The organism is Nocardia sp. CA-129566 (genome assembly GCF_050956075.1).
Classification (GTDB): Bacteria; Actinomycetota; Actinomycetes; order Mycobacteriales; family Mycobacteriaceae; genus Nocardia.
The window spans coordinates 5,923,457-5,945,987 of sequence record NZ_CP192085.1; the positions used below are offsets into that span (position 1 = coordinate 5,923,457).

The window sequence follows — 22,531 nt, forward strand, 5'->3', positions numbered from 1 at the left end:
GGCGATCTCTCCCAGGTCTGCGCGGCCCGCCTCGACCAACTGCTCACCGAAGGGAGCTGAACCCCAATAATGGTCGGATGACCGAATCCCTACTCCACCAGCGCTTCCCCGAACTGGCCAGCACACTGCCGTTCGCCCGGCTCGGTGTCGCGCCGACGCCGGTCCGCCCGCTCGATCTCGGCACCGCTGCCACTGTGTGGTGCAAAGACGAGAGCGGGTACGGCTCCGGCGGCTGGGGTGGCAATAAGATCCGCAAACTGGAGTGGCTGTTACCCGAGGCCCGACGGCGCGGTGCCCGCACCATCCTGACCTTCGGCGGCACCGGGACCAACTGGGGTCTGGCCACGGCGCTCTACGCCCGGGAATTCGGCATCGATACCGCGCTGGCGCTGGTCGACCAACCGGTGGACGACCACGTCCGCGCGCAACTGCGGCGACTGGAAAACTCCGGCGCCACTTTACATTTCACACACAGCAAGATGCGCACCGTCTTGGCCGCACCATGGCTGCTGCTGCGACATATGCACGGCCGCGCCCTGCCGTATGTGCTGCCCGTCGGCGGTTCGTCGCCGATCGGCGCGCTCGGCTACGTCGAGGTCGCATGGGAACTGGCGGCGCAGATCGCCGCGGGCGAACTACCTGAACCGACACATCTGGTGACCGCTGTCGGATCCGGTGGCACGGCAGCGGGTTTGGCTCTCGGCCTACGGCTGGCCGGACTACCCACCCGCGTCGTCGGTGTCATCGTCAACGATTCGCTCCCGCTCGACGCGCTGCACATTGTCGAGCTGGCGAACCGTTCCGCGGCGGTGCTGCGCGCACGCGGCGCGGAACTCACCGTGCCCGAGCTGCGTCCGGACGACGTGACGATGGTGCGCGACTGGCTCGGTCCCGGCTACGGCCACGAAACCCCCGGCGCAATAGCCGCGAAAAAGCTCGCCGCGACCAACGGACTGGAATTGGAAACCGTCTACACCGCAAAGGCTTTGGCCGGACTGCTGGATATGGATACCCGCGGCGACTTCGGCGATGGCCCCGTGCTGTTCCTCGATACCTACGGGCCGCGCTGATCCGGATCCAGCCCCAGAATCACCGCGAGCACCGCGCGCAGCCGCTCCACATCGCCCCGAATACCGGTCACCGCATCCTGGTACAGGAACGCCTCGATGAGCCGGACAATGGCATACGCGAACGTCTCGGTGTCGACCCGGTTCTGGTAGCCCTCCTCGATCGCGATATCGAGTATCTCGGCGACCACCCCGACCACCTTCGGCTGCACCGGTCCGTCGCTGGTGGTGATGATGCGGCCCGCGGTGGCCTGTTCGGTCGCGATGAAATACCGGTACGCCTCGCTGCGGGTCATCCAGCGCGCCACCCGGTCGAGCATGGCGAGCACGCGCGGCGCGCCCGATCCTTCGGCGCGCATGCGCGCCGCCCCGACCATCCGCTCGAATTCCGACACTATGACCGCGCCGAGCAGACCGTCCCGGGATCCGAACCAGCGGTAGATGGTCGCCCGTGACAGCCCTAGCTCGGCCGCGATCGCCTGCACGTCGACTCGCTCGGAGGCCAGGAACTGGGCGCTCGCCGCGGCCAGCACCTGCTCCTGGGAGGCGGCGGCGGGGCGGCCGACGGGACGGGCGGTACTCGAGGTTGTGGTCATCCCAGCCCTGGGATCGATTCGCGACACATGCGTAGTAACGTACCAAATCGACCCAGGCGAGCGGCACGCCCGTCTGGGCCAGTCTGTGCCACCGCGAGAGGATGTGCCCGTGCGCTCGACATTGATCTCCCGTAGGGACCTCGATTTCCTGCTCTACGAATGGCTGCGGGTCGAGGAGCTGACGGCGCTGCCGCGGTTCCGCGAACACTCCAAGGAAACCTTCGATGGTTTCCTCGACCTCTGCGAGGATCTCGCCACCCAGCAGTTCGCGCCGCACAACAAGCGCAATGACAGCAATGAGCCGACCTTCGACGGTGAGCGGGTCACCATCATTCCGGAGGTCAAGGCTGCGGTCGAGGCCTTCGGCAAGGCGAATCTCATCGGTGCCGCCATGGACGAGGAGATCGGCGGGCTGCAACTGCCCGCCACCCTGGAGGCGGCCGGGTTCTGCTGGTTCCAGGCGGCCAATGTCGGCACCACGGGGTATCTGTTCCTGACCGTCGGCAATGCCAATCTCCTTGCCGCACACGGCACTGCGGAACAGATCGACCGCTTCGTCAAACCCATGGTGGAGGGCAGATTCACCGGGACGATGTGCCTGTCCGAACCGCAGGCCGGTTCCTCGCTGGCCGATATCGTCACCCGCGCCGAACCGCAGGCCGACGGCACCTACCGGCTGTTCGGCTCGAAAATGTGGATCTCCGGCGGCGATCACGAGCTGACCGACAATATCGTGCACCTGGTACTGGCCAAGATTCCGGGCGGACCGGCCGGAACCAAGGGCATCTCCCTGTTCGTCGTGCCGAAATTCCTGGTGGCCGAGGACGGTTCGCTCGGCGCGCGCAACGACGTGGTGCTGGCCGGGCTGAACCACAAGATGGGATATCGCGGCACCACCAATACGGTGCTGAACTTCGGTGAGGGCAAGCACACTCCCGACGGCGCGGCCGGAGCGGTGGGCTATCTGGTCGGCGAACCGCATCGCGGCCTGTCCTACATGTTCCACATGATGAACGAGGCCCGGCTCGGTGTCGGACTCGGCGCGACGGCCTTGGGCTACACCGGATATCTGAAGTCGCTGGACTACGCCCGCGAGCGCCGCCAGGGCCGCGGCGTCACCGCCAAGGACCCGTCCGCGCCGCAGGTGCCGATCATCGAGCACCCGGACGTGCGGCGCATGCTGCTGGCGCAGAAGGCCTATGTCGAGGGCGCACTCGGTCTGCTGCTCTACTGCAACCGGCTCGTCGACCTGGAACGCACCGCCGTGGATCCGGCGGCGAAACGCGAGCACACCCTGCTGCTGGAAATCCTCACCGGCGTGGCCAAGAGCTGGCCGTCGCAATGGTGTCTGGAGGCCAACAGCCTCGCCATCCAGGTGCACGGCGGCTACGGCTACACCCGCGAATACGATGTCGAACAGCACTACCGCGACAACCGCCTCAACCCCATCCACGAGGGCACCCACGGCATCCAGGGTCTGGATCTGTTGGGCCGCAAGGTGATCCAGCACGACGGGGCGAGCCTGCGGCTACTGGCCGCACAGATCGAACGGACCGTACTCGCGGCCACCGAAGCGGGCGGCGAGTGGACCGAATTCGGCGGTCAGCTCGACGCGGTCTGGCAGCGCCTGCTCACCGTGACCGGCTGGATGTTCGCCTCCGGCGACATCGCCGCGGCAATGGCGAATTCGACCATCTACCTCGAGGCATTCGGCCACGTGGTCCTCGCCTGGATCTGGCTCGAGCAGGCACTGGCCGCCCACGGCCGACAGGGCGACTTCTACGACGGCAAACGCGCCGCCGCACGCTACTTCTTCCGCTACGAATTACCCAAGACCGCACCACAATTGGACCTGCTGGAACTGATGGACCGAACCACTCTGGATATGCGCGACGCCTGGTTCTGACCTCACGCACCGCGACCGGGAACCCCATCGCGGTGCGTTCGCGCCTCAGACGACCAATGGTCGGTGGCCGGGCCGGGTGCGACGCCAGGCCACCGCGAGGAATATGAGCAGGCCGAGCAGTGGCAGGGTGCCGATCGTCCAGCTCAGCGGCAGCGGCGGTCCGGGTTGGTCGAGGACCGTCACATTGCCGAGGGTGCCTTCGCCGTGTCCGAGCGGACCGTCGATCGCGAAGGTGAAGGTGTAGGTGCCCGGGGCATCGAAGGCCTTCACGTCCAGACCCCAGGAATCGCGTTTGCGGGGATGGCGGACCAGCGGCGCGGCGCGGCGGCCCGGCCTGACGGCGGGTCCGGTCAACCGCAGCGTCCCGGACTTATCGGCGATACCACCGTCGGGCATGAAGGTGAAGTCCAGCGATTTCATCGCGCGAATCGGCCAGGTCGAGAACCCGACGGTCACACCGTACGGCCCGACCTGGACGCGCTCGGTGTGCACGATATCGACCGGCGCGTAGGCAGAGGCGGGGGCGATCGCGATCAGGGACAGGGTGATCGTGGTCAGCACCGTGACGACGAGTCTGCGCAGTGCGGGCCCACCCGCCCGGCCACCACCCCTCATCGAATCGCTACGCGATGCAGTGCTCATCATGCCTCCCGCACCGCGGGCAGCATGGTGGTGAACCGGCCGCCCAGGAATCCGGCCAGCAGCCCGAGCGGAATGCCGAGGAGCGTGATCGTCACGATGTCGCCGACGGCGATGTGCGATGTGGCATGGGTCAAAGCCAGCTGAAGCGGAAACGTCACACCGATGATCACGCCGGTCACCGCACCGGCCACCAATACGATCTTCCTGGCGTCGAAACCACGGTTGCGGGCCAGCCAGAACAGCGCCTCGACGGCGACGGCCGCGACGATCAGGAACATCGGCATCATCACCGGCAGCTCCGGTGGTCGTCCCGTAAGACCGTCGCGCAGCGGCAGACCGATGGCCGAGGCGTAGGTCCGCGCGGCCCAGGGCGAGAACCACCACAGCAGCGCCTGCATGGCGCCGAGCGCTGCGGCGATGGCGATGGCGGCGCCCGCGCGCGCCAGCAGTGCCGCGCCGAGGATGAGCAGCATCGGTCCGAACAGCACGATGCCGAGGATTGTCGGATCGGCGGGCAGGTGCAGGTTGTTCAGTGCGTTGGTGGGAATCGGCGCGAAGGTGATCAGAATGGGAATCGCCACGACGATGCCGATCTGTCCCCAGCGGTGGTCACGGTGGGCCGCGAAGACGATGATGCTGCCGATCATGGTCAGCGAGATCGAGAGGAACAGCGCGACGTGCGACGGCGTGTTGAGTACCGCGTCGAAGCCGTAGATCGAATGCCATTCCAGATCGAGCAGGCCGTAGAGCAGGAACAATGCGGCGCCGGCACCGGCGATCATATAGCCGAGCGGGGCGGTGAGGTTACTGCCGAAGACCCGGATGGGGGTGCCGCCGAGCCGGGGTACCGGCCGACCGGCACGTTGGGCGGCGGTGGCGATGAGCACCATGGCGAGGCTGGCGAATCCGGATATGGCGCTGCCGGAGTACAGGAACAGGTGCGGCAGCGTGAAGAAGGTGTCGGGGCCGACTTCGTTGTGCCACTGGATATCCCAGCTGAGACCGACCAAAGTGACCGCGGTGCCGAGTAATACGCCCCAGGCGCCGATGCGGGCCGCGCCGCCGCTGTCGGAGGCGGTGATATTCGCTGCCGATGCGGCCGCGGTCGCATCGGGGGGCGCCGGCGTGCTCATGGCGGTCCTCATCTCTCTCGTGCTCCGACGGGTTGTCTTGATCTGCAAGTGTTTTCAGCCACCGATCCACAGCGGTACCGCGAGGTCGTCGACACTGTCGTGTTCGTCGATCGATACGCGAAGCTCCCACGGACCGGTCATCATCAACGGCACCGCGGCGGCGTGGAAACGACCGGACCCGGCGGCCACCGTCGCGATGGGTTGTCCCGCGTATCCCATCAGCGGCTGGTTCGCCTGAATCCACACTGCGGCATGGTCTTTCGTGGCGCCGGAACGGTCGGTGACAGTGATGTCGATATCGGTGCTGCCGATTCGCGGGTTGTCGATGGCGACCGTGACAAGATGGTGCGTGGTTCCGGATTTCAGCACGAACGGGCCCGAGGGGCTGGGCCAGACCAACCAGGCGACGGTGGCGAACACAATGACGATCGCCGCTCCCCCGACCAGGAGCAGATGGCGATCGGTTGTCCGGAAGACGGATTCGGACCCGGTCATGGCCGCGCTCCCGTCGCGACATCGAGGACGATCGGCACTGTCAGCACCGTGTAGCGCCGTTCGACCTGGATCCAGAGTCGATACCGGCCCGCGATCGGGAAGGTGTAGGTGAAGGGAACGTCGGGTCCGTATGCGGCGACCGTCTCGTCGGGTGCGCTGTCGCCATTGACGGGTGGCATGAGCATGGTTCCCCGGCTCGCGGCGGGCGCGGTCATATCCATGCCCGGCATATTCATGCCGGGCATGCTCTCCATCGATGCCGCGCCCATCGAGTGCGCGTGCCCCCAGATGGGCGAGTTCTGCACGGCGGCGGCGATATCCGTATCGGCTGGCAGTGGACCCGCCATGATCATGTGCCCGACCATGCCGAGCCAGGGTTGCAGGTCGGCACTGTCGCCGAATTCGGCGGTAATGGTGGTCGGCGCTCCGGCCACCGGCATGGTCGTCCTGATTTCGACCGGATTTCCGTCGATGATGGTCGCGGTGTTCTTGTCACCGCTACCGAGATGCACCGGGGCGCTGACCGATTGCGCTGCGGCAGCACCCGGCACAACGGTGAAACCGCCTGCCGCGCGGACCATCTGAACACCACCGCCGCGCCGCGCCAACTCCGCGGACACCGCATATCGCCCGGCCTCCGGCGACCTCAGATGAACCTGGTAGCGACCGGGTCCGATCCGAATCGGATGCAGATGCGCCAGACCACCGGATGGTCCGACCATCAGCAGATGCATCAGCGCACTGTCATGGACGAGCAGATCATCGACCGGCGCTCCGGTGGCCGCATCGATCAGAACCAGGTCGAGATCGCCTGGGCGCCCGGCATTTACCGGCCCGCCCGCAATGGTGAGCAGGACCGGCGGCCGCGAGAAATCCGATAGCAATGGCTGATTCAGGGCATAGGGATCGGTGACATTGTCCACCGTGGGATCGAGCTGTCCACCGGGTTGCGCAGGCAGCGGCAGCGATGACGACAGCACCGCGGCGGTCACCGATACCGCGATCCCGGCCACCATCCCGGCAGCAGGGAGCAGTGCCCACCCGCTGCGCCGGGCGCGTAGCGCGAGCACCCCTGCGACCGGCAGCAGCACACCCGCCACCAGAAATCCGCCATAGACCAGCCGCTCCGGTGGCGAGGTCACTTGCGCGGGCACGACGAAGGGAATCCGCGCCACCCGCACACCGTCGCCGACGGCCAATTCCCACGGCCCGGCCCGATCCATCGGCACAGTGGCCGAATACATTCCGGGTGTGTCGCCGAGATCCACAACGGCCTCGGCGGTGGACGCACCGGGCGCGGGCAGTGTCGATCGTGTCGTGGCGCCGGTCGGCGTCACCGCGAGAGAGAGGCGCCCGGCGGCGGTACCGGCATGGGTGACCACATCGACGCGCAATGGCCCCGGCACACTGGTGACCCGGCGCAAGACGATCGTCAGCTCCCGATCACCGAGCGACTGCGCGACCGAGACGTCCGCGCCCGAGGCAGGCGCATCCGCGAACGCCGAACCCATCCCAACCGACACCAACAGCGCACCCACCCCCGCGACCAGCACAGCGCGACCGCGGACAACACCGGCAACAACAGCCACGCCCGCAATGGTAGGGATGCACGTCCACAAGAACGTCACCCCCAGTGGGGATTTCGACTCCCCCGCCGGAGTGATGCCGCCCTGGGCGACCATCCGGATAATCCCCGAGCTCATCCGCGGCGATGCAGACGGCGCACGCGGTGCTGGCGGCGAATGAACCACCGACGAGAAGCGCCTGCTGCGGCGGGGCTGCGTGGCATCGACACCATCGTGACCGCACTGCGCCCGGAGCCCGCGGCCCTCGCGGAGGCGATCATCGAGGCAGAGACGTTGTTCCGTACCGCGCTCGACGCGTCATTCGAATCTGCGTGATCAAAACTCACCAACCGTGAACGGGGTGGCGCAATCGCCACTCCGGCACGCATTCGCCCAGGTCAGGGCGGGTGGTGGGCGGCGGAATAACATCCCCTGATTTGCCCGGCCCGCAGCATGGATCTGGCGGGCTGACGCGCCAACTATCGTCGCTGTCCATGCAGGTCAGCGAGAGAAAGGTGGCGGAGGTGGGAGCCGAGGCGACGCCCGTGCGACGGTTGCGGGCCGACCAGGCGCGCCGGATAGCCGACGTGCTGCGTCATCAGATCCATGCGGGCGCGTTCGACGAGGCACTGCCGAGTGAACAACAGCTCCTCACGGAATACGACGCGTCCCGCAACACCGTGCGGGACGCGCTCGCACTGCTCAAGGACGAAGGGTTGATCGATCGGGTGCCGAAGGTGGGCACCCGGGTCGCCAGACGCAAATACGACCATGGGCTCGACGCGCTGCTCGGGCTACAGGAAACGCTGAAGGGCCACGGCACGGTACGCAACGAGGTGCGCGCGGCGATGCACATCACCGCGCCGCCCGCCGTCGCACGCAAGCTGGGGCTGAATCCCGGTGAGCGCGTGGTCTATATCGAGCGGTTGCGTTATCTCGCGGATCTGCCGCTGAGCCTGGATCTCACCTATCTCGCACCCGATATCGGCACCGAGGTCCTCGGTCACGATCTCGAGACCAATGACATCTTCGTGCTCATCGAACAGATCAGCGGCGGGCCACTCGGCTCGGCCGATCTCGCGCTGGAAGCGATTACCGCGGACCCGCACACCGCCGCCACCCTGGAGGCGCCCGAGGGCGCCGCACTGCTGATGCTCGAACGACTGACCCGTCTCGATGACGGCAGACCGGTGGATCTGGAGTACATCCGGATGCGCGGAGACCGAATCACCATGCGCGGCAGTCTGATCCGCAGCACATCCGAATGGAAGGTCATCTGATGGCACTGGCGAACCAACGCACCGATATCCCGGTGACCATCGACGAATCCCTGTGCATTCAGGGCTGCACCCTGTGCGTGGAGATCTGCCCACTCGACTCGCTGGCCATCAACCCGGACAACGGCAAGGCCTTCATGCATGTGGACGAGTGCTGGTACTGCGGCCCGTGCGCGGCCAGATGTCCCACCGGCGCCGTCACCGTCAATATGCCCCATCTGATCCGCTGAAATATCTGCACCGAATCCGGAAGTCCCCCATGAACAAACGCCTCGCTCCCCTGCTCCTCGCCGTCGCACTGGCCGCGGCGGGCTGCTCGCTGCAGAGTTCGGACAGCACCCCGGCCGGAACCGTCAAGGTCGTCGTCGGCTACCAGTCCAAGACCATCAATACCGTCACCGCGGGCACCCTGCTGAAGGCGCAGGGCTATCTGGAGCAGCGGCTACAGAAGATCACCGAAAGCGGCGGCGCGAAATACCAGGTGGAGTGGCAGGACTACGACACCGGCGCGCCGATCACCGCGCAGATGCTCGCCGAGAAGATCGATATCGGCTCGATGGGCGATTATCCGTTGCTGATCAACGGATCTCGCACCCAGGCCAATGATCGGGCCAAGACCGCGCTGGTATCGGTGACCGGATACAACCCGAAGGGCGCGCTCAATATGGTTGTGGTGCCCCAGGATTCGACCGCGAACACCATCGGCGAACTGGCGGGGCAGAAGATTTCGGCCAGCGTCGGCTCGGCCGGACACGGCACTCTGGTGCAGGCGCTCTCGCGGGCGGGTGTCGATCCGGCCAAGGGCGTCGAGGTACTCAACCAGCAGCCGCAGGTCGGTGCCACCGCCCTGGAATCGCACCAGGTCGGCGCGCTCGCGCAGTTCGTGGCCTGGCCCGGTCTGCTGGTCTTCCAGAACAAGGCGAAATTGCTCTACGACGGCGCGGAATTGGGTGTGCCCACCTTCCACGGCGTGGTCGCGCGACGCTCCTACACCGCCGATCATCCCGAGGTGCTGCAGGCATTTCTCGCCGCCCAGCTCGATGCCACGAAGTTCCTGAACGAGAAGCCGTTCGAAGCCGCCAAGATCGTCGCCGACGGTTCCGGATTGCCGCAGGAGGTCGTGTACCTCTACAACGGGCCCGGCGGAACGTCTTTCGACACCACGCTCAAGCCCGGTTTGATCGACGCGTTCAAAGGCGATGTGCAGTACCTGAAGTCGATCGGTGACTTCGCCGAACTCGATATCGATAAGTTCGTCGATCCCGCGCCGCTGCGCAAAGCCTTCGCCGACAACGGCGTGGGCGATTACGACCAGGCGGTGGCATCAACCGTCAACCCGAGCCGCGTCACCGGTACCGACCCGGTCTGCGCGCGTCCGGTGAGCAATGCCGCGCAGGCCGGTGAACTGTGGCTCGACGGCGCCGAGCGCCCGCAGCCCGCCGCGGATCCGACCTGCCTGCTGCGCGCGGCCCAGGCGGCCAAGGCACAGGGCAAGGCGATACGCGCCGCCTATGTGCCCGATGCCGAACTCGGTACACGCTGGTTCGCCGATAAGGCGGTGTGGCTGCGCGATGGCGATAGTTTCCTGCCGTTCACCACACCCGCAGCCGCGCAGCGCTATCGGCAGGCGCATCCGGCCGCCGTGGCGATCTCCTACGACCAGGCCGTCACGGAAGTCCGACGATGACGGCATCGCGCACCGATTCGTTGAGGCGAGGTGGCCGGGCGACTGGCGGGCGCACGGCGACCCTGGTCGGCTCGAGCGTGGCCGACGGCGAGGAAACCACCGAGGCGCGTGGTGGTTTCGCATGGCGCACTCGGTTTCTCCAGGTGGCGTCGGTCGCGGCCGCGATCGGACTGTGGCAGCTGCTCACCGCCAATAATGTGCGGTGGTGGCTGCGCTTCGACACGCTGCCGACGGTCACCGAGATCATTCGCGAATTCGGCAAGCAGCTGCAGTCGGACCAGTTCTATGTCGACGTCGCGCAATCGCTGATCCGGATTCTCACCGGATTCGGACTCGCGGCCGTGGTCGGTGTGGTCGCGGGCATCGGCCTGGGCCGCTCCGGACTCTTCGCCGCCGTGCTCGGGCCGCTCACCGAATTGGCGCGGCCGATCCCGGCCATCGCGCTGGTGCCGGTGGCGATCCTGCTGTTCCCCAGCGACGAATCGGGCATCGTCTTCATCACGTTCATGGCATCGCTGTTCCCGGTGCTGGTCAGTACCAGACACGCGGTGCGCGCGCTGCCGACCATTTGGGAGGACGCCCTGCGCACGCTGGGCGCCTCGCGCACCGATGTGCTGGTGCGAGTGGTATTTCCCGGCATCCTGCCCGGCGTGTTCAGCGGTCTTTCGGTGGGCATGGGCGTGGCATGGATCTGCCTCATCTCGGCGGAGATGATCTCCGGGCGGCTCGGCATCGGCTACCGAACCTGGCAGGCCTACACCATCGTCGACTATCCGGCGGTATTCGTCGGCATGATCACCATCGGCATCCTCGGCTTCGGCACCTCCGGAATCGTGGAACTGGCCGGACGCCGGATCACCCGCTGGCTGCCGAGGGAGGTCGCCGAATGACCACGACAACCGCACCAGCCGCCGCGCCCGCAACCGGAATGCGGCTGAGCCTGGACGGAATTCGCATCGCCTACGGCGGCAAGACGGTGCTGGAAAACCTCGACTTGGCCGTCACGCCGGGCGAAATCCTGGTAGTGGTCGGCAAATCCGGCTGCGGCAAGTCGACGCTGCTGCGCGCGATCGCCGGACTGCGCAAGCCGGACCGCGGCGTCATCCGCGCCGACGGAACTCCGGTGATCGGACCGTCCGCCGATCGCGCCCTGGTCTTCCAGGACGATGCGCTGCTGCCCTGGCGCACCGTGCGCCAGAACATCGAGCTCGCATTGCAATTGCGCAAGGTGCCGCGCGCCGAACGCAAGGCGAGCGCCCAGCACTGGGTGGACGAGGTCGGGCTCACCGGCTACGGCGACTATCTCCCGCGCGATCTCTCCGGCGGTATGCGGCAGCGAGTGCAGTTGGCGCGCAGCCTCGCCGGGTCACCGCGCGCGGTGCTGATGGACGAGCCGTTCGGCGCACTCGACACCCAGACCAGGGCGAGCATGCAGCGCTTGCTGATCGACACCTGGCGCGCCCATCCGACCACCATCGTATTCGTCACCCACGACCTGGACGAGGCGCTGCTACTCGGCGACCGCATCGCGGTGCTGGGTAACGGTGCGCTGCACGGGCTGATCGACGTACCGCAGCCGCGTACGCCGGTGGACCGCCGGTCCGTACAGGCCGAAATCTTGGAGAAGCTGTGAATATTCCCGAGCTATCCGACCGGATCCGGCTCGACTGCGATGTGCTCGTCATCGGCGGCGGCACCGCGGGCACCATGGCCGCACTGACCGCCGCCGAGGCGGGCGCCGATGTGCTGCTGCTGGAGAAGGCGCATGTGCGGCACTCCGGCGCCCTCGCCATGGGCATGGACGGGGTGAACAATGCGGTGATTCCGGGCAAGGCCGAACCCCAGGACTACGTTGCCGAGATCACCAGGGCCAACGACGGAATCGTCAACCAGCGCACCATCTATCAGACCGCCACCCGCGGCTTCGCGATGGTGCAGCGACTCGAACGCTACGGCGTGAAATTCGAGAAGGACGAGTACGGGGAGTACGCGGTGCGCCGGGTGCACCGGTCCGGGTCCTATGTGCTGCCGATGCCCGAGGGCAAGGATGTGAAGAAGGCACTGTATCGCGTACTGCGCCAACGCAAGATGCGCGAGAAGATCCGCATCGAGAACCGGCTCATGCCGGTGCGGGTGCTCACCGACGCCGGGCGCGCGGTCGGCGCCGCCGCATTGCATACGCGCACCGGCGAATTCGTGACGGTCGGCGCGAAGGCGGTGATTCTGGCGACCGGCCCGTCGGGCCGCTTGGGGCTGCCCGCATCGGGTTATCTGTACGGCACCTATGAGAACCCGACCAATGCGGGCGACGGATATTCGATGGCCTATCACGCGGGTGCCGAGCTCAGTGGCATCGAATGCTTCCAGATCAATCCGCTCATCAAGGACTACAACGGTCCGGCCTGCGCCTACGTCGCCAATCCCTTTGGCGGGTACCAGGTCAACGCGCACGGTGAACGCTTCGTCGATTCCGATTACTGGTCGGGGCAGATGATGTCGGAGGTCAAGCGCGAGATCGAATCGGCGCGCGGGCCGATCTATCTCAAGGTGTCGCATTTGCCCGATGAGACCCTGTCCACGCTCGAAGGCATCCTGCACACCACCGAACGTCCGACCCGAGGCACCTTCCACGCCAATCGCGGCCACGACTACCGCACCCACGATATCGAAATGCATATCTCCGAAATCGGTTTGTGCGGTGGACATTCCGCATCCGGCGTCTGGGTCGACGAGCACGCGCGAACCACCGTGCCCGGGCTCTACGCGGCGGGCGATCTGGCCTGCGTACCGCACAACTACATGATCGGGGCGTTCGTCTTCGGCGACCTGGCGGGCGGGCATGCCGCCGCCACCCTGGCCGAAGTCGATGCCCCGGATGAACTTCCGCAATCCCAGCTGGCCGAAGCGCACGAACTCATTTACCGCCCGCTGCGACAGCCGGACGGTCCGCCACAGCCGCAGGTCGAGTACAAGTTGCGCCGATTCGTCAACGACTATGTGGCACCGCCGAAAACCGCCGCGAAACTGTCCATCGCGGTCGAGACCTTCGAGCGGATGCGCGGTGAGATCGCCGAAATCGGCGCCCGCACACCGCATGAGCTGATGCGCGCGGTCGAGGTCTCCTTCATCCGCGACTGCGCCGAAATGGCGGCTCGCAGCTCGCTGACCCGCACCGAATCGCGCTGGGGGCTCTACCACGAACGCGCCGATCTGCCGCAACGCGATGACGTCGAGTGGCGCTATCACCTGAACCTGCGCAAGGGCTCCGACGGCGCGATGGAATTCCTCAAGCGACCGGTGGCACCGTATCTGGTTCCGGTGCCCGGTCTCGACGACCTGCCCTCGGCCGATTCGACCGTGGTCCCGGTCCGGCAACCCGACCTCATCGGTGGCCGCGCACCGGCCGCCGCACCACGCACCGTGCGCGCATCGACGACACCGCCCTCACCCCGCCTGGTCACCCTGCTCGCCCTGGATTCTCCTACGGTGCACGACCTTTCGACCTATCTCACCGATCCGGACGCGGGTGTTCGAGTGGCGGCGCTTTCGGTGCTGACCGAGAACACACCCGAAGGATTCGCACCGATTCTCATCGGCGCACTCGATGACACCGCGGCATCCGTGCGCGCCGCCGCCGCGGCGAGTCTGCGCGAACTCGTGGAGGTACTGCCCGATTGGCACGGCCTCGCCGACCGACTCGACTCCCCCGATCCGGTGGTCCGCGCGACCGTCGTCGATCTGCTGCGCGCCCGGCGATCCGGATCGACCAGCCAATTCGTCGCGGCACTGACCGATTCGGATCACCGGGTGCGCATCGAAGCGGTGCGAGCGCTGGTATCCCTCGATGACCGCCACGCCGTCTCCGCGGCGGCCAGCGATGAGAACCGTGAGGTCCGCATCGCCGTCGCGCACGGATTGTCGACGATCGGCGGCCACGGCGCGAGCACCGCACGCGAACTCGCCGAGGATCCGGATCCGCTCGTGCGCGCCGCCGCCCTGGCAGCCTTCGCGAATCTCATTGTCGTACCGGATGATGCGAAACTTCTCGCCGATGCGCTCGGACACTCCGCATGGCAGGTCCGGGTCGGCGCGGCCCGTGGCCTCGCGGGCACGAACCCAGATTTCGCGATCACCCCACTGTCGGACGCCCTGCGCGATCCACACCTCGACGTGCGCAAGGCGGCGGTATTGTCACTGGCCACCTGGCCACAGCACGGGTCGGCGCACGACGCACTGAAGCTGGCAATCGACGACACCGACGCGGACGTGCGCGCCTACGCTCGCCGTGCCTTGGACAGTGCGCACCCTGTGTCATAGCCGCACACCGCTCATGCGGGCTGTGTCGCCGCTACCGGGGCGCGGCACTGCGCCGCCAGCCTCTCGGCAGCGCTGGCCGCAGCCTCCCCGGGCCGTATCGCGACGGAGTTGCCGCGGCCGTCGACCGCGCCCTGGAGCCTGAGTCGAAATCGGTTTACGCGCAGCGGAATTGGAAGCTTGCGACCGGTGTCGTGCCGGGTGCCACGTCGACCTGAACGTAGGCGATACTCGCCAGCTCGCAGCCGGAGGGAACGGAGGTGACCTGCGCCTGGTAACAGCCGTTCGGGAAGTTCTGCGTCACCGTTCCGTCGCGGCCGGTCGTCACGGTGGCCAGCACCGGTCCGGCGGAGCACGTGGTGATGCCGACCGCGACGCCCGTGACCGGTATCTGATCGGTACCGGTGCTCGCCTGCACCTTCAGCGAACCGTCGCCGGGTGCCTGAGCACCCGCGGCGCCAGCGGGCAGCATCGCCACCAGGGCGGCACCGAGTACGGACGTGACGAGCAGCGTGTTGCGCAAGCGGGTCTCCTTCGGTGGGTGTGAGCGGATCCGGGCGATCGGCCCTGTGCCACCGTATTCCAAACCGACCGGCACGGCCACGACCCGCGGCCGCCTGTCGTGGCCGGTCGCGCCACGGCTCAGGCGGGATCCGCGATAACCACAATGCCGGTCGGCGCATCCACCAGCGAAACCGTCCGCGCGGCGGCATCATCCACGTGCACGCGCGGATGGCCGGGCGGCTCGGCTTCGTAATACGTGCCCGGACCATAGAATTGGCCGTACTTCACGACTACACCGCCGATATCGAGCACCGCGGCCTCGTGCGCCTCGATCACCGCGCCGCGACCGGCGGGCGGCTCCCACGCGATGCTCTGAGCGAGAAAGCGTTTCGCGCCCGCGGCCGCGGCGGCGGCGATCAGATTGCGGGTGCCTTCGCCCCGGATGCGCGCATTCGCACCGGCGAGTTCCGGCAGCAGCGCCGCATCGTCGGGCAGGTCGGTGAGCTGGTGCATCACCAGGTCGGGACCGAAGGCGACGACCGCCGTGGTGAGCGCGTCGAGGTCGTACACATCGCAGACGACCGGTTCCGCACCGGCGGCGCGCACCTGGTCGGCCTTGGCCGCCGACCGGGTCATCCCCGCCACCTCGTGTCCGGCCTCGATCAGCAAGGGCAGCAATCGGGTTCCGATGACGCCGGTCGCACCGGCCAGAAAGATCCGCACCCGTCCACCCTAATTCCCGGACCAATGCGTTCCATGTGCTGGGGAACACCGTGTAGCTGGTCCTATGCTCTAGGGCCAGCGGTAGCGAGGGAGATGGAGGGTCCATGGCGGATCGGGAAGTGCTGACCTGGGAATTGTTCGGGACCGCGAGCCGCGAGCTCGCGACCGAAATCGCCAAGGACGGGTTCGAACCGGATCTGATCCTCTCGATCGCGCGCGGCGGCCTGTTCGTCGCCGGTGCCCTCGGCTACGCACTGGACGTGAAGAACCTGCACGTGATGAACGTGGAGTTCTACACCGGCATCGACCAGCGCCTCGACCTGCCCGTCATGCTGCCGCCGGTCCCGCAGGCGGTCGATCTGGCCGGTGCCACGGTCCTGATCGCCGACGACGTGGCCGACACCGGCGCGACACTGAAGCTCGTGCGCGACTTCTGCATCGATCACGTCGCCGAGGTCCGCTGCGCAGTCATCTACCAGAAGCCCCACTCGGAGGTCGACTGCGAATACCTCTGGCGCCGCACCGACCGCTGGATCAACTTCCCCTGGTCCACCGAACCACCGGTCGTCGATCATCACGCCCGCGCCCTGGATGCCTGACCCAACACACACAGCCGCGCGTCCGCTCCTTCGAGCAAGCACCGACGCCGGTCGAACTACCTGTCGGACCGCCCGGCCGTGGCCGCATCGAGGCGTGCCCCGAGCGCATTGACCTGATCGCGCAATTCGATCAGGCGCGCGACCGGATAGCCGACTTCGGCGACAACCGCTTCGATCATCTGTCTGGCCTGTGGCCGCAGCGCACGCCCGGCCTCGGTAGCGCGCAGTTCGACGGCACGTCGGTCGTGGCTGCTGCGCACGCTCTCGACCAGACCGTGGGCCTGTAAGCGCTGGATGAGCGGGGAGACCGTACCGTAGTCCAGGCGCAGCTCTTCGCCGAGTTCCTTCATGGTCATCACAGGTCGTTCCCACAACGCCAGCAGGGCCAGATACTGCGGATAGGTCACCCCCATCGCCTCGAGGAACGGCCGATAGGCCGCGGTCATCGATCGGGACGTGGAGTACAGGGCAAAACACAGCTGTGACGCGAGCGAGAGCAGGTCGGTGTCGGTTCCCCCGACAGTTGCGGCAGCACCATCGGAAGTCGCGGCCGCTTCGACACGCACCACTGGTGTGGGATGCGCTTGTTCGGGCATGAGCACACTGTATCCAACTAGGCGAAACATCCGTTTGAAACCACAGACGGGACCGCGGGCATCGCCGTCGAGGTCGGCCCCCTGGAGACGTCCGGCGCTGCCTTCACCCGGCTGACTGGACAACGCCCACGGGACTTTCTCGCCATGCTCGGACGAAACGTCGAACCAACCTCCCGACGATCGACCCACGACCTCCGGTCATCGGTAAGAGCGGATGGTCCGGGCGGCCCGCCTAGCGAATGAGACCACCCGGTATCAGAGCTCCGGCCCGCCGCGGCAACCAGTTAGTGCGGGGCCTGCACAAACTGAATGATCTGCAGGTAGTTGCCCTCCGGGTCTTTGAATGTGCCGAACCTTCCGGCCGGTCGGTCCGTAGCGCGCGCGACCCATTCCACGCCCGCGGCGTCCAGCTGTGTTTCGAACACAGCGAAGTCGTCGACGTGGAAGTTGAGGATCGATCGGCCCGGTTCGGGGTTGGCGTCGCCGACGTCGTCACGCTGATCGATGACGAGCATGAACTGCCCGAGAACGATCGGGCCATCTCCGGTGTGGTCGGGCGCGAGCACCTTGCGGTACCACTCACGCAACTCCGTCGCTCGTGTGCTCCCGAGCAGGATGCTCCCAGCGGGCATTGTGGGCATTCCGATCAAACTCCATTTCTTATAGTGCGACGTCGACAGGGCGCCGACATCGGTCGAGAAGGTCGCCAGAGATCTCTTCCAACAACCTGTCAGTCGCGGTGCTGACGCTGGATCTGTTCTGCGATGCGCTTGATACGGTTCAGGCGCGAATCCCAGGTCTTGCCAACTTCATTCAGCTGCCGGACCGCGCGCGACAGCTGCGCCTCGTCAACTTCGTAGCGCCGCTCGCGGCCCATCGGCGTCGCATGCACGAGGCCGGCGCGATCGAGGACGCCCAGGTGCTTGGTGACCGCCTGGCGCGAAATCGGGAGACGTTCGCTCAGGCTGGTCGGCGTACCGACACCTTCCGCGAGCAGCAGGTCGAGTAGACGGCGCCGGATCGGGTCGCCGATCGCCGACCAGAGCTCGTCGTCGATAGCGACGGTCATCGCGCCACCACCGAAGGGGCGTACCTCCGCAGCCTGGGCAGGAACAAGTCCCAGCCGCGCTCGTGATCGTGAAAGGTCTCCTCGAGCACTGCGGCTTCCCACCCCTTCTCCCGCCAGCCGCTCTCGGTCAGGCGCAGAATCGTGCCGTCACCGGAGGGCTCGAGCTCGAAGGTGACCAGCAGAGAGTTGTCCGCATCGGGCAACTGACCATCAGGAGCGACCCATCGGAACGCGAACTTGCGGGGCGGATCCACGTCGACCACCGCGATCGGGGCAACCTTGGCGCGGTCGCCGAACACCAGCTCGCCGACTTCGCCCGGCACTGGCTCGAACGACGCATCATCGGACCACCACATCTTGATGTGCTCGGGACGACTCACCACCTCGAACACGATCTCCGGTGCCGCGTCGATGCGGATCTCACGCTCCAGCTTTCCGAACTCCACTCCAGACCTCCAATGAGCAACCATCCATTGCGCATTACTCTGCCACGAGCATCGGAAACGCGCAACCTCTTGTTGCGCAACACTGCCGAGGTGCATCGCGGGCACTGTGACGTACAACCGGAGACCGACACGGTTCGTTGCGTTGCATGGGCGGTACCGCGCCCAGGGCGAGGAAGCACCACGACGACTTTGCGGACCGTCAGCGGGCCGTGGTGCCGAGGCGCGGCGGGACAGCACCGCACCTGATCAGTCCCTCACACAATCCATTTCGTCAACGACCGCGAGTGGCCGTCAAGGGACTGGAAGGATGTGGTCATGTCGATTGATCGCGCGATCTTGTTTCGGCTGGCCACGAATGTTGTTGTGGAGCAGGTTGTTCGGGCCGTGCCGCGAGGTGAGGACCTGGCTTGGCGAGCGGCATCGCGGTATGTCGCGGGGACTACGACGGCCGACGCGGTCCGGGTGGCCGGGGAACTCCATGAGCTCGGCGTGGCCACCAGTATCGATCAGTTCGGTGAACTGGTCGACGATACCCGCGTCGCGCAGCGGGTTGCCGATGACTATCTGCGGATGGCCGACGACCTCGCCGACCTCCCGCAGGACGTATGGCTGTCCGTCGATCTGTCCCATCTCGGCCTCGACGTCGACCCGACCGGCTGTGCCGACCATCTCGCGGCGATCGCGCAGGCGCTGCCGGAGGGTCGACGTATCCCAGGTCGGCGCCGAGGACGACGCGCGCGCGGAGGCGGTGCTGAAGTGCGTACTCGACGTAGCCGACCGAGGCATGGCCGATCGCCTCGGTGCCACCGCACAGGCCAATCTGCACCGAACGCCTGACGACATTGCGCGCCTACTCGAGGCCGGCGTCCACATCCGGCTGGTCAAGGGCGCCTACCTCGAACCGCCCGATCGAGCCTTGCCGTACGGCGAACCCACCGACGTCGCCTACATCCGCTTGGCGCATCGGCTGGCGGCAGCACACGCGCCGTTCGCGCTGGCGACCCATGACGGCGTCCTTCGCGAGGCGCTGCTGACCGCACTCGGGCCGGTACCGGTGGAACAACTGCTCGGGGTGCGACCGGATACGGTGCACGATCTCGTCGCTCGCGGGGTACCGGTCCGCGTGTACATCCCCTTCGGGCACAACTGGTTTCGCTACTGGATGCGCCGACTTGCCGAATCACGTGGCGCTTGACCATCGCCCCCCGCTACCCGCGGCAACCCACTACCCGGAAGTGACTGCGGTGTACATCGATCGGCTCGCTTGCCCGGACCGACCAGCAACGAAACTCCTACTGGAGCCGGCACTCCCCTGAAGAAGCCTGGGCCACGACGGCTCGGGTTGTATGTCCGCGCATGATGTCGACGGCGAATTGCGCGTATTCGACCGCGATTTGTTGTTGAGAGATGGGTCCGCCAGGGCGGAACCACTGCGGCAGGGACGTGCACATAGTGGCGACAGCACGGGCGGCTTGGTGGGGGCAGCGGGTGGCGAACTCGCCTGCCCGGACGGCGGCGGCGACTTCCTCGTCGAACATTCGCTGAATGTCTGTGCGTTGACTAGCGACTCGGGAGCGGTTGGGTTCGTCGAAGCTGCGCATTTCGCTGGCGCCGATGAACGCGAGGTCACCACGGTACGCGTGGAACAACGCGAGGGCCTCGACCATGTTGGCGAATCGTTCGACCACGGTGACGCCGTCGTCGCGGGCCGCTGGGATTCGCCACAGCAGTTCGGACATCCCGAGGTCGAATAGGGCGACGAGCAAGTCTTGTTTGCTCGGGTAGTAGTGGTAGACACCGGCGACACTCATACCGGCGTTGGCCGCGATACTCCGCATCGTCGCGCCGTGGTAACCGGTTTGCAGGAATGCTGAGATCGCCGCGTCGAGAACAGGATCAAGTGGCAGGGGCTCGAAAGTGCGCCATGTTTGCCCGTCACCGGCCGACCGGGCGGTTGGTGTGCCGGTAGCGTCGGCGGCTGATGGTAGCCGGGGGGCGAGAATGTCGACGGTGGAGATGCCGAGTTCGGCGGCGATCCGGTCGAGCCGGCCGACGGTCAGTGGCGTTTTGTCGTTCTCGATGGCACTGAGGGTCCCGGCGCTGACGCCGATGCTGCGCGCCAGTTCGCGCAGCGAGACTCCAGCCGCCGTCCGAGCCCGCCGCACCAAATGACCCGAACCGGTGTCGCCAGCGCCTTCACGCACGATCTCACGTTCAGGCATGCTGAACATCATACACGGCCCTTGCCGCCCAGATTACAGAAGTGCCAGCTGATGCCTTGACATATGTCCAAAGTATCGTGACGATGGTCTCCATCTGAACAGCTACCTATCGAACGTACGGTTAGTGTTCACATTGCAGGTGAACGGAAGGATGCGCGATGGCCGAGCCAGCCCTCATCGACTCGCTGCGGCATTCGCCGACGCACCGGACCAAGTGTGGCTCTGACGAAGCAGGGGCATTGAATTATCCGACGGCTGAGGAGGTCTTGCGGGAAGTGTGGCCGACCCGGTCGCCGGCCACGTCGGCCCAGCCCGCCGCGGAATTCATTTCCGCCGCGTCTCTTGGTACGTACAACTGGCGATCCGATCCTCTGCGAACAGGACTGCCACGACGAGACCTTCGCTGCCATTCGCCGGTTCGCGCACCACCGGACGCTGAACGGCGAACGCATCGGTCGAGTCCTCCGGCTTGCGGCAACTGGGCCGCGGGTTGCTCGGCGTCTTTCCTAGCAGACAGGTAAATGCGATCCGTATGTTGCTGCCTCTTGCTATTACTGCCTCCGCCGGAGGTGTCTCACACTGATTCGAACCAAGGATTGATCATGAATTCTCACGACATAGATATCAACAGAGCCGGTTTTCATGCGGCTATGGAAGCCCTGATGATGGATGATCCCCACCCCAGTGATTGCTCGAGCGATTACTTTCGGGATTGTCCCTCACGATGGCTGCAGAGAGCGCTCTACGCATATGAATGGGCAAAGCGAACCTACCTTGTTCAGGATCTTGGTTTCCGGCTCGACCAGGAACTGCCACGACCAGGCGAAGCCCGTGAAGCGGTCCTACTTCTCGAGTCCAGACTGCAAGAAAGGCCGACACCGCGATGACTGCGTGGAGTTGCTCAGGACTTCGGCCACGGTGAGGAAGTGAGTGAGCCCGGTGGCCGCAGCGGATGTCGAGTGGTAGCCGGACCGATCCCGGTTGGAATCGCCTCCAGGTGAGAGCGTGTGACACTCTCATCGTCCCGACGACGGCGTCGGGTGGTTCACAACGGTGTGGACCTGGAGAGGTTCCAGTGGGGTGAGTGGACTGGCCCGCGCGGCTCTCCGGTCCGCGCCACAGCCTGGTCGCGACGCGATCCATCAGTGCCGGTTGGAACTACGACAGAAGACGTCCGGCTACGTCGACGACGGGCGTTTCGGCTGCTGTCGGTCGGGATGCATAGTCCTCCCCGTGCACCCTCAGTTTGGTTGCACTGAAGAAGATCGAGGTGTTGAGGACAATCAGCAGCAGGCACAGCGGTGGAACCGCACTCACGATTGCTTTGGCGGACAGCGAAAGCTCACCGGGGTCCGTGGCATTGAACGCGTTTCCGAGGACGCCGACGGCGACACCGCCCAGTAGGAGAAGCCCGAAGTACAGTCGGATGATTCGAGTCCGGTAGGGCAACGTTGCGACCATCACGTAGTAGTACGCGATCTGAAAGACCGTGAAGGCCACAACAATCGGCCACAGCCACGCGATAGTCGATGGCGTTCCCGCCAACCGCGCCAAATGGTGCGCGAACGCGAAGGAGGCAACTGCTGCCAACGCAATCAGCACCGAGGCGAACGCGAGAGCGATCCTGTGGACGGAAAGCCGCTCACTCCATTGATTCATCCGTTCCTCCGACGCGAGAAAGATCGAGTGT

Annotated in this window: 25 protein-coding genes; 11 read left to right on the top strand and 14 right to left on the bottom strand. The window is 66.1% G+C overall.

Features of this window, described 5'->3' with window-relative positions; translation table 11 throughout:
- Nucleotides 1–77 precede the first annotated feature (77 nt).
- Nucleotides 78–1,070, top strand: a complete 993-nt coding sequence (locus ACQP0C_RS25650; RefSeq protein WP_433723865.1) for a 1-aminocyclopropane-1-carboxylate deaminase/D-cysteine desulfhydrase — start codon at nucleotides 78–80, stop codon at nucleotides 1,068–1,070.
- Here ACQP0C_RS25650 and ACQP0C_RS25655 read toward each other — a convergent pair.
- A complete protein-coding gene (locus ACQP0C_RS25655) occupies nucleotides 1,055–1,663 on the bottom strand; it encodes a QsdR family transcriptional regulator (protein WP_433723867.1) in 609 nt (202 codons plus the stop codon). The two genes, ACQP0C_RS25650 and ACQP0C_RS25655, sit on opposite strands and share 16 nt — an antisense overlap.
- 109 nt (nucleotides 1,664–1,772) lie before the next feature.
- On the opposite strand from ACQP0C_RS25655, the gene ACQP0C_RS25660 reads away from it, so the two are divergent.
- Nucleotides 1,773–3,569 (top strand): acyl-CoA dehydrogenase, encoded by a 1,797-nt coding sequence (locus tag ACQP0C_RS25660; protein ID WP_433723869.1) that lies wholly within the window; start codon nucleotides 1,773–1,775, stop codon nucleotides 3,567–3,569.
- A 45-nt stretch (nucleotides 3,570–3,614) separates the two neighbouring features.
- Here ACQP0C_RS25660 and ACQP0C_RS25665 read toward each other — a convergent pair whose 3' ends face one another.
- The 4 genes from ACQP0C_RS25665 to ACQP0C_RS25680 are packed head-to-tail and all read right to left on the bottom strand — an operon-like array spanning nucleotide 3,615 to nucleotide 7,350.
- Nucleotides 3,615–4,184, bottom strand: a complete 570-nt coding sequence (locus tag ACQP0C_RS25665; protein WP_433734654.1) for a hypothetical protein — start codon at nucleotides 4,182–4,184, stop codon at nucleotides 3,615–3,617.
- A gap of 26 nt (nucleotides 4,185–4,210) precedes the next feature.
- Nucleotides 4,211–5,344 (bottom strand): hypothetical protein, encoded by a 1,134-nt coding sequence (locus ACQP0C_RS25670; RefSeq protein WP_433723871.1) that lies wholly within the window; start codon nucleotides 5,342–5,344, stop codon nucleotides 4,211–4,213.
- Between the two features lie 54 nt (nucleotides 5,345–5,398).
- Entirely contained in the window at nucleotides 5,399–5,839 is a 441-nt protein-coding gene (locus tag ACQP0C_RS25675; protein WP_433723873.1) for a hypothetical protein, read from the bottom strand.
- The gene (locus tag ACQP0C_RS25680; protein WP_433734655.1) at nucleotides 5,836–7,350 is read right to left on the bottom strand and encodes a hypothetical protein; all 1,515 of its coding nucleotides are present in this window, start codon (nucleotides 7,348–7,350) and stop codon (nucleotides 5,836–5,838) included. The genes ACQP0C_RS25675 and ACQP0C_RS25680 overlap by 4 nt, the downstream gene beginning before the upstream one ends.
- A gap of 231 nt (nucleotides 7,351–7,581) precedes the next feature.
- Here ACQP0C_RS25680 and ACQP0C_RS25685 point away from each other — a divergent pair, with 231 nt between their 5' ends.
- From ACQP0C_RS25685 to ACQP0C_RS25715, 7 genes are all read left to right on the top strand, one after another.
- Entirely contained in the window at nucleotides 7,582–7,740 is a 159-nt protein-coding gene (locus ACQP0C_RS25685; RefSeq protein WP_433723875.1) for a hypothetical protein, read from the top strand.
- A 158-nt stretch (nucleotides 7,741–7,898) separates the two neighbouring features.
- Nucleotides 7,899–8,684, top strand: coding sequence for a GntR family transcriptional regulator (locus ACQP0C_RS25690; RefSeq protein ID WP_433723877.1), 786 nt, complete (start codon nucleotides 7,899–7,901; stop codon nucleotides 8,682–8,684).
- Nucleotides 8,684–8,911 carry a 4Fe-4S dicluster domain-containing protein gene (locus tag ACQP0C_RS25695; RefSeq protein WP_433723879.1) on the top strand — a complete coding sequence of 76 codons (228 nt, stop codon included), beginning with the start codon at nucleotides 8,684–8,686 and terminating at the stop codon, nucleotides 8,909–8,911. Before ACQP0C_RS25690 ends, ACQP0C_RS25695 begins: the two co-directional genes overlap by 1 nt.
- Before the next feature lie 29 nt (nucleotides 8,912–8,940).
- Complete coding sequence (locus tag ACQP0C_RS25700; protein WP_433723881.1) at nucleotides 8,941–10,368, top strand: ABC transporter substrate-binding protein; 1,428 nt, start codon at nucleotides 8,941–8,943, stop codon at nucleotides 10,366–10,368.
- Nucleotides 10,365–11,258, top strand: a complete 894-nt coding sequence (locus tag ACQP0C_RS25705) for an ABC transporter permease (protein ID WP_433723883.1) — start codon at nucleotides 10,365–10,367, stop codon at nucleotides 11,256–11,258. The genes ACQP0C_RS25700 and ACQP0C_RS25705 overlap by 4 nt, the downstream gene beginning before the upstream one ends.
- Nucleotides 11,255–12,001, top strand: a complete 747-nt coding sequence (locus ACQP0C_RS25710; RefSeq protein WP_433723885.1) for an ABC transporter ATP-binding protein — start codon at nucleotides 11,255–11,257, stop codon at nucleotides 11,999–12,001. Before ACQP0C_RS25705 ends, ACQP0C_RS25710 begins: the two co-directional genes overlap by 4 nt.
- A complete protein-coding gene (locus ACQP0C_RS25715; protein ID WP_433723887.1) occupies nucleotides 11,998–14,685 on the top strand; it encodes a fumarate reductase/succinate dehydrogenase flavoprotein subunit in 2,688 nt (895 codons plus the stop codon). Before ACQP0C_RS25710 ends, ACQP0C_RS25715 begins: the two co-directional genes overlap by 4 nt.
- A 154-nt stretch (nucleotides 14,686–14,839) precedes the next feature.
- Here ACQP0C_RS25715 and ACQP0C_RS25720 read toward each other — a convergent pair whose 3' ends face one another.
- Both ACQP0C_RS25720 and ACQP0C_RS25725 read right to left on the bottom strand, forming a co-directional pair.
- Nucleotides 14,840–15,205 carry a hypothetical protein gene (locus tag ACQP0C_RS25720; protein ID WP_433723889.1) on the bottom strand — a complete coding sequence of 122 codons (366 nt, stop codon included), beginning with the start codon at nucleotides 15,203–15,205 and terminating at the stop codon, nucleotides 14,840–14,842.
- Nucleotides 15,206–15,324: 119 nt separating this feature from the next.
- Nucleotides 15,325–15,909, bottom strand: coding sequence for an NAD-dependent epimerase/dehydratase family protein (locus ACQP0C_RS25725; RefSeq protein ID WP_433723891.1), 585 nt, complete (start codon nucleotides 15,907–15,909; stop codon nucleotides 15,325–15,327).
- Between the two features lie 104 nt (nucleotides 15,910–16,013).
- Here ACQP0C_RS25725 and ACQP0C_RS25730 point away from each other — a divergent pair, with 104 nt between their 5' ends.
- Complete coding sequence (locus ACQP0C_RS25730) at nucleotides 16,014–16,508, top strand: phosphoribosyltransferase (RefSeq protein WP_433723893.1); 495 nt, start codon at nucleotides 16,014–16,016, stop codon at nucleotides 16,506–16,508.
- A gap of 56 nt (nucleotides 16,509–16,564) precedes the next feature.
- On the opposite strand, the gene ACQP0C_RS25735 is transcribed toward ACQP0C_RS25730, so the two are convergent.
- From ACQP0C_RS25735 to ACQP0C_RS25755, 5 genes are all read right to left on the bottom strand, one after another.
- Entirely contained in the window at nucleotides 16,565–17,104 is a 540-nt protein-coding gene (locus ACQP0C_RS25735; RefSeq protein ID WP_433723895.1) for a MarR family winged helix-turn-helix transcriptional regulator, read from the bottom strand.
- Between the two features lie 284 nt (nucleotides 17,105–17,388).
- Nucleotides 17,389–17,745 (bottom strand): VOC family protein, encoded by a 357-nt coding sequence (locus ACQP0C_RS25740; protein ID WP_433723897.1) that lies wholly within the window; start codon nucleotides 17,743–17,745, stop codon nucleotides 17,389–17,391.
- An 89-nt stretch (nucleotides 17,746–17,834) separates the two neighbouring features.
- Complete coding sequence (locus ACQP0C_RS25745) at nucleotides 17,835–18,173, bottom strand: ArsR/SmtB family transcription factor (RefSeq protein ID WP_433723899.1); 339 nt, start codon at nucleotides 18,171–18,173, stop codon at nucleotides 17,835–17,837.
- Nucleotides 18,170–18,619, bottom strand: a complete 450-nt coding sequence (locus ACQP0C_RS25750) for an SRPBCC domain-containing protein (protein WP_433723900.1) — start codon at nucleotides 18,617–18,619, stop codon at nucleotides 18,170–18,172. The genes ACQP0C_RS25745 and ACQP0C_RS25750 overlap by 4 nt, the downstream gene beginning before the upstream one ends.
- A gap of 291 nt (nucleotides 18,620–18,910) precedes the next feature.
- Complete coding sequence (locus tag ACQP0C_RS25755) at nucleotides 18,911–19,249, bottom strand: hypothetical protein (protein ID WP_433723902.1); 339 nt, start codon at nucleotides 19,247–19,249, stop codon at nucleotides 18,911–18,913.
- A gap of 28 nt (nucleotides 19,250–19,277) precedes the next feature.
- On the opposite strand from ACQP0C_RS25755, the gene ACQP0C_RS25760 reads away from it, so the two are divergent.
- Nucleotides 19,278–19,814, top strand: coding sequence for a proline dehydrogenase family protein (locus tag ACQP0C_RS25760; protein ID WP_433723904.1), 537 nt, complete (start codon nucleotides 19,278–19,280; stop codon nucleotides 19,812–19,814).
- 97 nt (nucleotides 19,815–19,911) lie between these two features.
- On the opposite strand, the gene ACQP0C_RS25765 is transcribed toward ACQP0C_RS25760, so the two are convergent.
- Both ACQP0C_RS25765 and ACQP0C_RS25770 read right to left on the bottom strand, forming a co-directional pair.
- Nucleotides 19,912–20,841, bottom strand: coding sequence for a TetR family transcriptional regulator (locus ACQP0C_RS25765; RefSeq protein ID WP_433723906.1), 930 nt, complete (start codon nucleotides 20,839–20,841; stop codon nucleotides 19,912–19,914).
- A 1,158-nt stretch (nucleotides 20,842–21,999) separates the two neighbouring features.
- Nucleotides 22,000–22,500 (bottom strand): hypothetical protein, encoded by a 501-nt coding sequence (locus ACQP0C_RS25770; protein WP_433723908.1) that lies wholly within the window; start codon nucleotides 22,498–22,500, stop codon nucleotides 22,000–22,002.
- Nucleotides 22,501–22,531 lie beyond the last annotated feature (31 nt).

Bases quoted from the DNA above. Each gene is read 5' to 3' on its own strand.
- ACQP0C_RS25650 (WP_433723865.1), top strand. From the start codon at position 78: ATGACCGAATCCCTACTCCACCAGCGCTTCCCCGAACTGGCCAGCACA.
- ACQP0C_RS25655 (WP_433723867.1), bottom strand. From the start codon at position 1,663: ATGACCACAACCTCGAGTACCGCCCGTCCCGTCGGCCGCCCCGCCGCC.
- ACQP0C_RS25665 (WP_433734654.1), bottom strand. From the start codon at position 4,184: ATGAGGGGTGGTGGCCGGGCGGGTGGGCCCGCACTGCGCAGACTCGTC.
- ACQP0C_RS25670 (WP_433723871.1), bottom strand. From the start codon at position 5,344: ATGAGCACGCCGGCGCCCCCCGATGCGACCGCGGCCGCATCGGCAGCG.
- ACQP0C_RS25675 (WP_433723873.1), bottom strand. From the start codon at position 5,839: ATGACCGGGTCCGAATCCGTCTTCCGGACAACCGATCGCCATCTGCTC.
- ACQP0C_RS25680 (WP_433734655.1), bottom strand. From the start codon at position 7,350: ATGGGTTCGGCGTTCGCGGATGCGCCTGCCTCGGGCGCGGACGTCTCG.
- ACQP0C_RS25685 (WP_433723875.1), top strand. From the start codon at position 7,582: ATGAACCACCGACGAGAAGCGCCTGCTGCGGCGGGGCTGCGTGGCATC.
- ACQP0C_RS25690 (WP_433723877.1), top strand. From the start codon at position 7,899: ATGCAGGTCAGCGAGAGAAAGGTGGCGGAGGTGGGAGCCGAGGCGACG.
- ACQP0C_RS25695 (WP_433723879.1), top strand. From the start codon at position 8,684: ATGGCACTGGCGAACCAACGCACCGATATCCCGGTGACCATCGACGAA.
- ACQP0C_RS25700 (WP_433723881.1), top strand. From the start codon at position 8,941: ATGAACAAACGCCTCGCTCCCCTGCTCCTCGCCGTCGCACTGGCCGCG.
- ACQP0C_RS25705 (WP_433723883.1), top strand. From the start codon at position 10,365: ATGACGGCATCGCGCACCGATTCGTTGAGGCGAGGTGGCCGGGCGACT.
- ACQP0C_RS25710 (WP_433723885.1), top strand. From the start codon at position 11,255: ATGACCACGACAACCGCACCAGCCGCCGCGCCCGCAACCGGAATGCGG.
- ACQP0C_RS25730 (WP_433723893.1), top strand. From the start codon at position 16,014: ATGGCGGATCGGGAAGTGCTGACCTGGGAATTGTTCGGGACCGCGAGC.
- ACQP0C_RS25735 (WP_433723895.1), bottom strand. From the start codon at position 17,104: ATGCCCGAACAAGCGCATCCCACACCAGTGGTGCGTGTCGAAGCGGCC.
- ACQP0C_RS25740 (WP_433723897.1), bottom strand. From the start codon at position 17,745: ATGCCCACAATGCCCGCTGGGAGCATCCTGCTCGGGAGCACACGAGCG.
- ACQP0C_RS25745 (WP_433723899.1), bottom strand. From the start codon at position 18,173: ATGACCGTCGCTATCGACGACGAGCTCTGGTCGGCGATCGGCGACCCG.
- ACQP0C_RS25755 (WP_433723902.1), bottom strand. From the start codon at position 19,249: ATGGGACAGATCGACGGACAGCCATACGTCCTGCGGGAGGTCGGCGAG.
- ACQP0C_RS25765 (WP_433723906.1), bottom strand. From the start codon at position 20,841: ATGCCTGAACGTGAGATCGTGCGTGAAGGCGCTGGCGACACCGGTTCG.
- ACQP0C_RS25770 (WP_433723908.1), bottom strand. From the start codon at position 22,500: ATGAATCAATGGAGTGAGCGGCTTTCCGTCCACAGGATCGCTCTCGCG.